This is a genomic window from Flavobacterium sp. GSP27, assembly GCF_003970395.1.
Lineage (GTDB): Bacteria > Bacteroidota > Bacteroidia > Flavobacteriales > Flavobacteriaceae > Flavobacterium.
In genome coordinates, this window is sequence record NZ_RYDP01000014.1 from 42,143 (window position 1) to 54,808 (window position 12,666).

Here is a 12,666-nt window from a genome sequence, read left to right on the forward strand (position 1 = left end):
AAAAAGAAATTTTGTGGAGTTATGAACGGTTAGGACGTGCTGTTTATTAGGAGCAGTACGAATGGCGTTTTTTCAAGAACCCATCTTCCTGCTGTCCGCTGTATCCACGCTAAAAAGCGTGGGATGCCGCTTCCATCAGGGCTAAAGATTTCGTTTTGTTTTCATAATAACGAAAAAAAAAACATAAAATATTGAAACAGATTTTTCTAGTAATAGTAGAAACAAGCGTTCCGGCCTTGCGAAATTTTATGCATTACATCTGTTTGTGTGCAAGAGCGGAAAGCTTGTGATAACGGGGTTCAAGTGGGGAAATAGTTGTGTAGATAAATTTTATTTGTGTAATAATTACTCACTTTTTTTTCTGAGTTTTTCGTAATGTGTTGATTGTCATTTTAAAGTGATCTTGGAACAAATATTGCTAAATCGAACTGTATAATTTCTCCTGTTCATTGTATAGGAATATTTATTCGCGCAAGCTATAAATAAATTAATAATTAATGAGATTTTAATAAACCAATAACCTATAATTTTTAGTAGTACAATTATGAAAAGTGAAACGAGTATTTTAAAACAAGTTTATTCCCCCAGCCCTGATATCAGTTCCGTTTTTCGAATTAATCTCAGGGCATTAAAAATAGGATTTAAGAGAAACAGTAGTCCATTAGCTGCTTTAGTGCTGATTGGTACTTTTTTACTACTGATAGCGGGAGCGTTTTTAGTATATAATTTACAATCTGATTTTGAAGCCCTACATGATTCCCGGGTAAATTCTACATGGGGGTTTTTATTTTTGATTCTGAGCACTGTATTGTTTTTCTTTTACGGAAGTGTCTTTGTATACAACCTATATCACTATTTAGCCTATAAGCCTATTGAATCCGTTACGGACGAATTATTGCCTACTTGTACCGTGATTGTTCCTGCCTATAATGAGGGAAAATTGGTTTGGAATACCTTGATTAGCTTAGCTGCCAGCGACTATCCGGAACATAAATTGCAACTATTTGCCATTGATGATGGTAGTAAAGATGATACGTGGTACTGGATGCAGCAAGCAAAATTGAGATTAGGAGATCGTTTGTCCATTTATCAGCAACCTAAAAACCAAGGAAAACGTCAGGCATTAAATCGTGGATTTGAAATGGGTACCGGAGAAATCTTTGTAACAGTTGATAGTGATTCAATTGTCAAAGTAGATACTTTGCGTAATCTTGTAAGTCCGTTTATCACCAATAAAGAATGTGGCGCTGTTGCCGGAAATGTACAGGTCTTAAATAATCAAAAGGCTATATTGCCTAAAATGTTGAATGTGAGTTTTGTAATGAGTTTTGAATTCATGCGTTCCGCAGAAAGTAGTTTAGGATCTGTTTTATGTACTCCAGGAGCCGCAGCGGCTTATCGTAAATCAGCAGTGCTTGCTTGTCTCCCGGAATGGATTAACCAAACCTTTATGGGGAAACCTTCGGATATTGGTGAGGATCGAGCGATGACAAATATGATTCTGAAACAAGGGTCTCAGGTATTATTTCAAAGCAATGCATTGGTTTTGACAAACGTACCAGAGGAATATACCGGTTTGTATAAAATGTTCATCAGATGGGGCAGAAGTAATGTTCGCGAAAATATTATGATGGCTAAATATGTGTTCAAGAATTTTAGGAATAGCTCTAAATTTGGAACCAGGCTTTTGTTCTTAAATCAGTCGCTAAAGATCATAATGGCTATTCCGTTTCTGCTATTTATGATGTTTCTTATCTTCACACATCCTCTTTTATTGATTAGTTCTACGCTATTAGGAATATTGATTTTTTCTAGTTTTCCAGTTTTATTTTATGCGAAACGCTATTCAGTTGTGGAGTCCTTTTGGGCGTATTCATACAGTGTTTTTTATACTTTTAGTCTGTTTTGGATCATGCCATATGCTATTTTTACGGCTAATAAAAGCGGGTGGTTAACGCGAGGTTTGTCCCAAAAAGAATAAGCCATTGTTCCGAAATTAAATATAAAACGACTTGAAATATGCAGTAGCTATTTCAAGTCGTTTTTTTAGCTTCAGAACGATTACAACTTTTACAGGCTTCTCGATACAATTTTTAGTAGTAAAGCTGTCGCATTACTATTAAAAATCACTCGAAGGGACGGTACATGAGATTGATTTATTCGGATAAAAAATATATTGATTAGTACAAACACCTTAGCCCTGATGGAAAGATTGGAATGACAGCAGGAAATAGCTCCTGAAAAACTTGAAACATCAAACTTGAAACTTTAAACAAAAATTTCGTATTTTTGCACTCCAATAAAAGGACTAAGAAAATGTTAGATAGACTTCAAATAGTAAAACAACGTTTCGATGAGATTTCGGATTTGATTATTCAGCCGGATGTTATTATGGATCAGAAGCGTTATGTGCAATTGAATCAAGAGTACAAAAGTTTAAAAGCTTTGGCTGAAAAACGCGATGAATATGTTGTTTTGATGGCAAACATCGACGAAGCAAACGAAATAATTGCCGATAACAGTGATGCGGATATGACCGAAATGGCCAAAATGCAACTGGACGAAGCTAAGGAAAGATTGCCGGAACTGGAGGATGAAATCAAATTTATGTTGATTCCTAAAGATCCCGAAGATGCTAAAAATGTTATGGTGGAGATTCGTGCCGGAACGGGTGGGGATGAAGCGAGTATTTTTGCCGGGGATTTGTTCCGTATGTACACGAAATATTGTGAGAACAGAGGTTGGAGAACGTCGGTAGTGGATATGAATGAGGGAACTTCGGGTGGTTTCAAAGAGGTGATTTTTGAAGTTACCGGTGAGGATGTTTACGGAACCTTGAAGTTTGAAGCAGGTGTTCACCGTGTACAACGGGTACCGCAAACGGAAACACAAGGACGTGTTCACACATCAGCGGCGACTGTTATGGTATTGCCGGAAGCAGAGGAATTTGATGTGCAAATTGATATGAATGATGTGCGTGTGGATTTCTTCTGTTCGTCAGGACCTGGTGGACAATCGGTAAATACAACTAAATCAGCGGTTCGGTTGACGCACATTCCAACTGGATTGGTGGCGCAATGTCAGGATCAGAAATCACAACACAAGAATAAAGATAAAGCTTTTGGCGTTTTGCGTTCCCGTTTGTACGAACAGGAATTAGCCAAAAAACAAGCGGAAGATGCTACAACGCGTACGTCTCAGGTAAGTTCTGGTGACCGTTCTGCAAAAATCCGTACCTATAATTATGCACAAGGCCGTGTAACGGATCACCGTGTAGGTTTGACGTTGTACGATTTGGGAAATATCATGAATGGTGATATTCAGAAAATTGTAGATGAGTTGGCGTTAGTCAACAACATGGAAAAACTGAAAGAAGCCAGCGAAGTATATTAATAACTAAGCCTCATTTATTGAGGCTTTTTTTTGGAGCTATTTCCCGCTTTCACCTTTATCTCTTCGTTTCACTGCGAGGATATCGGCTCAATCGGGGCTAAAAACGGATAGTAGATAAAATAATATTGTAATCTTTGCTAAAAACTTTGCGAACTTTGCGTTTAAACACACAACAATGACTACACAACAACTTATTGACCAAATCAGAAGCAAGAAATCATTCCTAGCAGTAGGACTCGATGTCGATTTGACTAAAATTCCACAGCATCTACTAGAATTGGAAGATCCCATTTTCGAATTCAATAAAGCGATAATCGATGCAACGCATGATTTGGCTGTGGCTTATAAACCTAATATTGCTTTTTATGAAGCGTATGGTTTGAAAGGATGGACGTCTCTACAAAAAACAATCGATTACATCAACTCAACGTATCCGGATATTTTTACTATTGCCGATGCCAAACGTGGTGATATTGGTAATACGTCTGCTATGTATGCCAAAGCTTTTTTTGAAGATTTGAATTTTGACAGTATTACCGTTGCTCCTTATATGGGAAAAGATTCAGTGGAGCCTTTTCTGGCTTTCAAAAATAAACATACGATTATGTTGGCTTTGACTTCTAACGAAGGTGCTTTTGATTTTCAGACTTTAAACGTAAACGGAAAAGAATTGTACAAACAAGTTTTGGAAATATCTAAAAACTGGAAAAACAGCGAAAACCTGATGTATGTTGTAGGTGCAACAAAAGCTGAATATTTCACTGAAATTCGCAAAATTGTTCCTGACAGTTTCTTGCTTGTTCCCGGAGTAGGAGCACAAGGCGGAAGTCTGGCTGAAGTTTGTAAATACGGAATGAATGCGAATGTTGGATTACTAATCAATTCTTCCAGAGCGATTATTTATGCTTCAAACGGAACTGATTTTGCCGATAAAGCAAGAACCGAAGCGTTGAAAATGCAACAGGAAATGGAGCAAATTATGAGTTTGAAGTTTAACGTTTAACGTTTTTGGGTTTTTATAAAATATTTTGAATTCAATCATTCTTCATTTTAAACCATTAAGAAATTAAGTTTTATTACCCTTGCGCTAAGATTTGAATCAAAAATTTTAGCGCTAAACTTTTTAAGCCTTAATTTTTCTAAATTTCTTAATGGTTTAAAAATATAATTTTTGATTAAATTTACTAAACATTAAACATTAAACTTGAGACAAAAAACTTTAATCGATCAAATCGGAATAACACATTCTTTTGAAACTTCGCCAAAACGCATTATATCATTGGTTCCCTCACAAACGGAATTGCTGTATGATTTAGGTTTGGAAGACCGAATTATAGGAATTACAAAATTCTGTGTGCATCCGTATCATTTTAAGTCGACCAAGAAAATAGTTGGTGGCACCAAAAAAGTGCATTACGAAAAAATCAGATTGTTGCAACCGGATATTGTCATTTGTAACAAAGAGGAAAATACCGCTGAAATTGTGGAAGAGTTGCGTAAAATTTGTCCGGTTTGGGTGACCAATATCATCACGATTGAAGATAATTTTCAGATGATTGCCGACTTTGGTCAACTTTTCAATTGCAGAACCGAAGCCCAGAAATGGAACGATAAATTGGCTTTTGCCCTGAGCGATTTTAAAAACTTTATAAAAGATAAGCCGCAACAAAAAGTAGTATATTTCATTTGGAAAAATCCTTTTATGGTTGCCGGTTCTAATAATTTTATCAATGAATTACTGAAACTAAACCATTTTCAAAACATATATGCAGGCAATGCCGAGACTTCTGGACGTTACCCGGAAATTGAACTCAAAAAAATGCGTTTAGAAGGGGATCCGGATTTGGTTTTTCTTTCATCAGAGCCGTATCCTTTCAAAGAGGAAGATGCTTTCGAAATAGGAAGACACACACACCACGCAAAAACGGTATTTGTAGATGGTGAAATGTTTTCCTGGTATGGAAGCAGGCTGTTAAAAGCGTTTGACTATTTTAAAAAAATGCATCAAAAATTATAATTCGCATTCTTCTAAAATCAATTTTTCTGTTGTCACGATCGATTTAACAGAAGAATTTTCGATATGGAAATTTAGTTCTGAGAACTTTTGGTACTCTTTTTTAAGCTTTTCTATTTCACTTTTCTCTTGCAATAATCCTTTCATGGGTGATGATTTTATGCAAATTTACATTTTACGATCTTAAAAGAAGCATTATTATTTGTTAAGATTGGGATTTAAAATTAATGTGCTATTTTTACAAAAAAAAGACGTGATCAATTATACCATTTACGAAAATAAAAACAGCGACCAATGGGTAACTTTTGTTCACGGTGCTGGTGGAAGTTCGTCTATATGGTTCAAACAAATACGGGATTTTAAGAAACAGCATAGTGTTTTATTATTGGATTTACGCGGTCACGGGGAATCAAAACCTACGCTGAAAACAGCTTTCAAACAAAAATATACTTTTTCGGCTTTGGCCAATGATATTCTGGAAGTCTTAAACCATCTCAAAATTGAAAAATCACATTTTGTCGGAATTTCATTGGGAACCATACTCATCAGACAATTGGCTGAAATGTATCCGGAACGCGTGCAAAGCATGATCCTTGGCGGTGCGATATTGAAAATGAATTTCCGTTCTCAAGTATTGATGCGATTGGGTAATTTGTTTAAATATGTACTGCCTTATTTGGTTTTATATCAGTTTTTTGCCTTTGTCATCATGCCAAAAAAAAGTCACAAACAGTCTCGGGTGCTTTTTATCAACGAGGCCAAGAAATTATACCAAAAAGAATTTATCAAATGGTTTAAACTCACCGCCGAAATAAATCCGGTACTCAAATGGTTCCGTCAGGTCGAGTTAAATATTCCTACGCTTTATGTGATGGGCGAAGAGGATTATATGTTTTTACCATCAGTTAAAAAAGTGGTAGAAAATCATTACAAATCGTCTACGTTGTTTGTAATACAAAACTGTGGACATGTAGTCAATGTGGAACAGCCTAATGTTTTTAACGATGCTGTTCTTTCTTTTATAAACACTGCTAAATAAAAATTGCCTGCATTTTTTATGCAGGCAATTCTTTAACTAACCAAAACCAAAATAATAAATAACCAGTTTATTACTCTGCAAAGATCACACTTACAGAGGCGTTTTGCTGTTAAGATTTTGTTATTACTTTGTTGTACATACGTTAAGTTTTTTTTTATTTTGTTTCAATGCATACTTTTTGTTCACTCGGTAGCAAGTTACACGATGGACTGTCTCAGGTTTTAATTTTGAGTTATCTTTTTGTTTAAGACCTGGATTTTAAAGGGTAATAAGTCTATAGAAATACTATCGTTTTATTGTCATATACTATTGTTTTTCTCTCGGCATGCAGTTTTATGGCTCTTGCCAAAACCGTACGTTCCAGATCACGTCCTTTCATGATGAAATTTTCAATAGAATGACTGTGTGTAACTCGGGTAATATCCTGCTCGATAATTGGACCTTCATCCAATTCCTCAGTCACATAATGACTGGTAGCGCCTATGATTTTAACACCTCTCATGAAAGCTGAGTGATAGGGTTTTGCCCCGGGAAACGCAGGGAGAAAGGAATGATGAATGTTGATGATTTGATTCGGGTATTGCGCAATCAATTTAGGGGTGATAATCTGCATGTAGCGAGCCAAAACAATAAAGTCAATAGTATACTGCTTCAGTAAATCCAGTTGTTTTTGCTCGCCTTCGGCTTTTGTATCTTTGGTAAAAGGTACATAATGAAACGGAATATTAAAACGGTCTGCTACTGGTTTCAAATCCTCATGGTTGCTTATTATCAAAGGAATTTCAAGTGGCAATTCACCAGCGCTGTGGCGTCCTAAAATATCATACAAACAATGGTCGTATTTTGAAACAAATAATGCCATTTTTGGTTTTTCATCTTGGGTGTACATTGCCCAGGACATATTAAACGGTGAAGCCAACGTTGCTTGAAAATCATTTTTAATAGCTTCAATATTCCAATTTTTGGTATTGAATTCACATTCTAAACGCATGAAAAACACATTCTCATTAGCATCAACGTGTTGGTCTAGGTAGATTATATTGCCATCAATGGAGGCAATATAATTTGTAACGGAGGCAATAATTGCTTTTTGATCTTTGCAATGGATTAGGATTGTGATTTTTTGCATTAGCATTTTGTTTTTAGCTTTGTTTTTTAGTAATGATTAGTGTTTTTCAAAACTAAATGTATCTGTGTTTATAAAAAAGTTAGATTGGGTTGTTTTATGTTTAAAAAAATAGCCCAATTTTAATCTATTTGTTGTCCTGCATGGCATAAACTTTATTATTTATTAATAACCAACAGTAACAACGGATAATTTTTAAAATAAAATTGTAAATTGCAGTCTTAAATTATCATATTCATAAAATGGAACAACAAAAACCATATATCCCTAACAATAAAGTAAGAATTGTTACCGCAGCTGCGCTTTTTGACGGTCACGATGCTGCAATCAATATTATGCGTAGAATCATTCAGTCTACAGGCGTTGAGGTAATCCATTTGGGTCACGATCGCAGTGTGGAAGAAGTGGTCAATACCGCGATTCAGGAAGACGCGAATGCTATTGCGATAACTTCGTATCAAGGCGGACACAACGAATATTTCAAATACATGTATGACTTGCTTCAGGAAAAAGGAGCTGGGCAAATCAAGATATTTGGTGGGGGAGGAGGAGTAATCCTGCCTTCTGAAATTGCCGAATTGCAAGCGTACGGAATCACCCGTATTTATGCGCCGGATGACGGTCGCGCGATGGGATTGCAGGGAATGATTAATGATTTAGTACAACAATCTGATTATCCCGTTGGAGATAAACTGACGGATGAAATAAAACATTTGGAAGAAAAAAATCCAAAAGCAATTGCCAGAATTATTTCATCAGCAGAGAATTTCCCAGACATAGCGGCCAAAACTCTGGAAGTTATCCAAAAAAAGAATCAGGGTTGTAAAACTCCGGTTCTTGGAATCACAGGAACAGGTGGAGCAGGAAAATCTTCTTTGGTGGATGAATTAGTGCGTCGTTTTCTAATCGATTTCCCGGAAAAAACTATCGGATTAATATCCGTCGATCCATCAAAAAGAAAAACCGGCGGTGCCTTGTTAGGTGATAGAATCCGAATGAACGCTATTAATAACCCTCGAGTTTACATGCGTTCTTTGGCCACACGCCAATCGAATTTGGCTTTGTCTAAATATGTTGCCGATGCAATCCAAGTGATTAAAGCAGCAAATTATGATATCATAATCCTGGAAACTTCTGGGATTGGACAATCTGATACGGAGATTATGGACCATTCTGACGTTTCTTTATATGTAATGACGCCTGAATTTGGTGCTGCAACTCAACTAGAAAAAATCGACATGCTTGATTTTGCTGACTTGGTAGCGATAAACAAATTTGACAAACGCGGTTCTCTGGATGCATTGAGAGACGTGAAAAAACAATACCAACGCAACCATAATTTATGGGATGCGAATTTAGATACGCTTCCGGTTTTTGGGACTATTGCTTCGCAGTTCAACGATCCGGGAATGAATACGCTGTACAAAGCGATAATGGATAAAGTCCATGAAAAAACGAATTCTGATTTGAAATCAACATTCCAAATCACTCGTGAAATGAGCGAGAAGATTTTCGTTATTCCGCCACACAGAACCCGTTATTTGTCTGAAATTGCCGAGAGCAACCGGAAGTATGATGTTACGGCCGTTAGCCAAGAACAAGTGGCTCAGAAATTGTACGGGATTTTTAAAACGATTGAATCGGTTACTAGAAAAATTCCTGAATTGAATAAAACAGGAATTAATGACGATTCGGTTTTGCCAAGTGCTTTAGAATCTGAAAAACCGGGTGCTGCTGAGGACAAAATATTTTTAAATCTTTTACTAAATCAATTTGATAAAATAAAAATGGATTTGGATCCATACAACTGGGAAATCATTTTGACTTGGGACGAGAAAGTAAACAAGTACAAGAATCCGGTGTATACGTTCAAAGTTCGGGATAGAGAAATCAAAATGGCCACGCACACGGAGTCCCTTTCACATTCTCAAATTCCGAAAATTGCATTGCCAAAGTACAAAGCTTGGGGTGATATTTTACGTTGGTGTTTGCAGGAAAACGTTCCTGGAGAATTTCCCTTTACCGCAGGTTTATATCCTTTTAAACGTGAAGGAGAAGATCCATCTCGTATGTTTGCCGGAGAAGGCGGACCGGAAAGAACGAACAAACGTTTTCATTATGTAAGTGCGGGATTACCGGCAAAACGATTATCAACGGCTTTTGACAGTGTGACTTTATACGGAAACGATCCACATGTACGCCCTGATATTTATGGAAAAATAGGTAATGCCGGAGTTTCTATTTGTTGTTTGGATGATGCTAAGAAATTATATTCTGGTTTTGATTTGGTTCATGCAATGACTTCGGTGAGTATGACTATTAATGGACCGGCACCTATGTTATTAGGGTTTTTCATGAATGCAGCGATTGACCAACAATGTGAGTTTTACATCAAAGAAAATGGCCTTGAAAAAGAAGTTGAGGTAAAAATCAACAAAATATATGCAGCAAAAGGAGTTGAAAGACCGCATTATCAAGGGGATTTGCCCCAAGGGAATAACGGTTTAGGGTTGCTGCTTTTGGGTGTAACCGGAGATCAGGTTTTACCTTTGGAAGTGTATAACGAAATAAAAGCAAGAACGTTATCTCAAGTTCGTGGAACCGTTCAGGCCGATATTCTTAAAGAAGATCAAGCGCAAAATACCTGTATTTTCTCTACTGAATTTGCGTTGCGATTAATGGGTGACGTACAGGAATATTTTATTACTAAGAATGTAAGGAACTTTTATTCGGTTTCTATTTCAGGGTATCATATTGCCGAAGCGGGAGCAAATCCAATTACACAATTGGCTTTCACACTTTCTAATGGGTTCACGTATGTAGAATATTATTTGAGTCGTGGTATGAATATCAATGATTTTGGACCCAACTTATCGTTTTTCTTTTCGAATGGTGTAGATCCTGAATATGCCGTTATCGGTCGTGTGGCACGTAAAATTTGGGCGAAAGCCATGAAAAATAAATATGGCGCTAACGAGCGTGCGCAAATGTTGAAATACCACATTCAGACTTCGGGACGTTCTTTGCACGCACAGGAAATTGATTTCAATGATATTCGTACTACTTTGCAAGCGTTGTATGCCATTTATGACAACTGTAATTCCTTGCATACCAATGCGTATGATGAAGCAATTACAACACCTACAGAAGAATCTGTGCGTCGTGCGATGGCAATTCAGTTGATTATCAATAAAGAATTAGGACTGGCCAAAAATGAAAATCCAATTCAAGGTGCTTTCATTATTGAAGAGCTAACGGATTTAGTCGAAGCGGCAGTTTTATTAGAATTTGACCGAATTACAGAACGTGGTGGCGTGCTTGGAGCTATGGAAACCATGTACCAAAGAAGTAAAATTCAAGAAGAAAGTTTGTATTATGAGACTTTGAAACATACAGGTGAATTTCCTATCATTGGTGTGAATACGTTTTTGAGTTCCAAAGGTTCTCCAACAGTAATCCCCGCCGAAGTAATTCGCGCCACAGAGGAAGAAAAACAATACCAAATTGATATGTTGAACCATTTGCATCAATCCAATCAGGATGTAGTGAAGGATCATTTAAATACGCTTCAGGAAGCAGCCATTAAAAACAAAAATTTATTCGAGCATTTAATGGAAGCGACCAAGGTTTGTTCCTTGGGACAAATAACAGCTGCTTTATTTGAAGTAGGTGGACAATACAGAAGAAATATGTAAGCAGAGAACCACTTTTTGCATCGCAAAAAGTGTGTGAATCGCTTATCCCGCTTTTGGGCGGGCGTGATCTAATTTTTTTTTTAAAAGACCTTACAGTAATGAGAGGTCTTTTTTTGTTCATGTAATTATTGCGACTTTATTACATTTATTCTAAAGTAGCTGTTGGGTGTAATCCAATGCGTTTAATTTTTTAACCACATAGAAACATAGATTTTAAAATTATGTAAGTCGTTTCACTTTTTTGGAGAAAATCATAGCTATATGAAGCCAAAAATTGGGCTGTCCAACTCTTTTTTTCTATGTTTCTATGTGGTTCATTTTTTTAGTTAAGATTAATTGAAATTTTCATTAATTACACCCAACGAGTTAAAGTACTATATTTACATTTTACCTTAAAACCGAATAGTATGAAAAAACTTCAAATTGTATTCTTATTTTTTCTTCTTGGTCATACTGTAGTTTCTTATGCAGCAAAAGCCGATACATTGCAAATTCCTAGTATGGCAATGAATAAAACGTATAAAGCTGCGGTAGTATTACCAAGTTCGTATGCAAAAAGCAAGATTAATTATCCCGTGCTTTATCTGCTGCATGGCGCTTATGGTCATTTTAATGATTGGTTGTCTAAAACTCCGGATAAGAATTTATTGCACAATTTAGCAGATCAGTATAATATCATAATCGTAATGCCGGAAGGAGAAACATTCAGTTTTTATCTGGATAGTCCTGTGAATAAGGGAAGTCAGTTTGAAACGTATATTACAAAAGAAGTAATTCAGAAAGTAGACAACACTTATCGGACAATAAACAACAGAAAAGGACGTGTAATTACGGGACTTTCTATGGGAGGTCACGGAGCATTGTATCTTTCGACAAGACATCCAGAACTATTTTGTGCAGCAGGAAGTATGAGCGGCGCTGTTGATATGGGAAGCATGATTAATCCGGAATCTAAGGAAAGAGTTACTAAATTAATGGAACCTGTTTTTGGGATTGAAGGAGCGCCACAGGAAGTATATGCCTCCAGTGCAGTTTTGAATATGGTGGATAAAATAAAAAGTAACAAACTGGAATTGATTATAGATTGCGGTGTAGATGATTTTTTGATTGAATCCAATAGAGAATTACACCGAAGGCTTGTTTATAATAAAGTTGCTCACGATTATACGGAACGGCCAGGAGCGCATACGTGGGAATATTGGGAAAATGCGTTACCTTTTCATGTGTTGTTTTTTAGCAAAATTTTAAACAATAATGGCGTGGCTGTTGTGGAGAAATAATAACCGAATAGTAATAAAATTTTAAAAAAGCCTTTCGTCTGAGAGGCTTTTTTAGTTCCTTTTAAGCCCAGGATTATTAGGTATAATTTAAGTTTTTTTTCCATAATTGAAAAGCACTT

Annotated in this window: 9 protein-coding genes; 7 read left to right on the forward strand and 2 right to left on the reverse strand. The window is 36.4% G+C overall.

Annotation, left to right across the window (positions count from 1 at the left end; genetic code table 11):
- The first annotated feature begins 544 nt into the window (after positions 1–544).
- The 4 genes from EKM05_RS12040 to EKM05_RS12055 all read left to right on the forward strand — a co-directional run bounded on the left by EKM05_RS12040 (position 545) and on the right by EKM05_RS12055 (position 5,410).
- The gene (locus EKM05_RS12040; protein WP_126555603.1) at positions 545–1,981 is read left to right on the forward strand and encodes a glycosyltransferase family 2 protein; all 1,437 of its coding nucleotides are present in this window, start codon (positions 545–547) and stop codon (positions 1,979–1,981) included.
- A 335-nt stretch (positions 1,982–2,316) separates the two neighbouring features.
- The gene (prfA, locus tag EKM05_RS12045; protein WP_126454063.1) at positions 2,317–3,393 is read left to right on the forward strand and encodes a peptide chain release factor 1; all 1,077 of its coding nucleotides are present in this window, start codon (positions 2,317–2,319) and stop codon (positions 3,391–3,393) included.
- Between the two features lie 175 nt (positions 3,394–3,568).
- Complete coding sequence (pyrF, locus tag EKM05_RS12050) at positions 3,569–4,396, forward strand: orotidine-5'-phosphate decarboxylase (protein WP_126555606.1); 828 nt, start codon at positions 3,569–3,571, stop codon at positions 4,394–4,396.
- Between the two features lie 201 nt (positions 4,397–4,597).
- Positions 4,598–5,410 carry an ABC transporter substrate-binding protein gene (locus EKM05_RS12055; RefSeq protein ID WP_199736841.1) on the forward strand — a complete coding sequence of 271 codons (813 nt, stop codon included), beginning with the start codon at positions 4,598–4,600 and terminating at the stop codon, positions 5,408–5,410.
- Here the strand turns inward: EKM05_RS12055 and EKM05_RS14505 are convergent.
- Entirely contained in the window at positions 5,405–5,554 is a 150-nt protein-coding gene (locus tag EKM05_RS14505) for a hypothetical protein (protein ID WP_197037202.1), read from the reverse strand. The genes EKM05_RS12055 and EKM05_RS14505 overlap by 6 nt on opposite strands.
- Positions 5,555–5,660: 106 nt before the next feature.
- Here EKM05_RS14505 and EKM05_RS12060 point away from each other — a divergent pair, with 106 nt between their 5' ends.
- Positions 5,661–6,446 carry an alpha/beta fold hydrolase gene (locus EKM05_RS12060; protein ID WP_126461574.1) on the forward strand — a complete coding sequence of 262 codons (786 nt, stop codon included), beginning with the start codon at positions 5,661–5,663 and terminating at the stop codon, positions 6,444–6,446.
- A 274-nt stretch (positions 6,447–6,720) separates the two neighbouring features.
- Here the strand turns inward: EKM05_RS12060 and purU are convergent, their stop codons facing one another.
- Complete coding sequence (gene purU, locus EKM05_RS12065; protein WP_126555609.1) at positions 6,721–7,575, reverse strand: formyltetrahydrofolate deformylase; 855 nt, start codon at positions 7,573–7,575, stop codon at positions 6,721–6,723.
- A gap of 239 nt (positions 7,576–7,814) precedes the next feature.
- Between purU and EKM05_RS12070 the strand changes: the two genes are divergently transcribed.
- Positions 7,815–11,267 carry a methylmalonyl-CoA mutase family protein gene (locus tag EKM05_RS12070; RefSeq protein ID WP_126555612.1) on the forward strand — a complete coding sequence of 1,151 codons (3,453 nt, stop codon included), beginning with the start codon at positions 7,815–7,817 and terminating at the stop codon, positions 11,265–11,267.
- 407 nt (positions 11,268–11,674) lie between these two features.
- On the forward strand, positions 11,675–12,547 hold the full coding sequence (locus EKM05_RS12075) for an alpha/beta hydrolase family protein (RefSeq protein ID WP_126555615.1): 873 nt from the start codon (positions 11,675–11,677) through the stop codon (positions 12,545–12,547).
- Positions 12,548–12,666: the final 119 nt, after the last annotated feature.

Bases quoted from the DNA above. Each gene is read 5' to 3' on its own strand.
- EKM05_RS12040 (WP_126555603.1), top strand. From the start codon at position 545: ATGAAAAGTGAAACGAGTATTTTAAAACAAGTTTATTCCCCCAGCCCT.
- prfA (WP_126454063.1), top strand. From the start codon at position 2,317: ATGTTAGATAGACTTCAAATAGTAAAACAACGTTTCGATGAGATTTCG.
- pyrF (WP_126555606.1), top strand. From the start codon at position 3,569: ATGACTACACAACAACTTATTGACCAAATCAGAAGCAAGAAATCATTC.
- EKM05_RS14505 (WP_197037202.1), bottom strand. From the start codon at position 5,554: ATGAAAGGATTATTGCAAGAGAAAAGTGAAATAGAAAAGCTTAAAAAA.
- purU (WP_126555609.1), bottom strand. From the start codon at position 7,575: ATGCAAAAAATCACAATCCTAATCCATTGCAAAGATCAAAAAGCAATT.
- EKM05_RS12070 (WP_126555612.1), top strand. From the start codon at position 7,815: ATGGAACAACAAAAACCATATATCCCTAACAATAAAGTAAGAATTGTT.
- EKM05_RS12075 (WP_126555615.1), top strand. From the start codon at position 11,675: ATGAAAAAACTTCAAATTGTATTCTTATTTTTTCTTCTTGGTCATACT.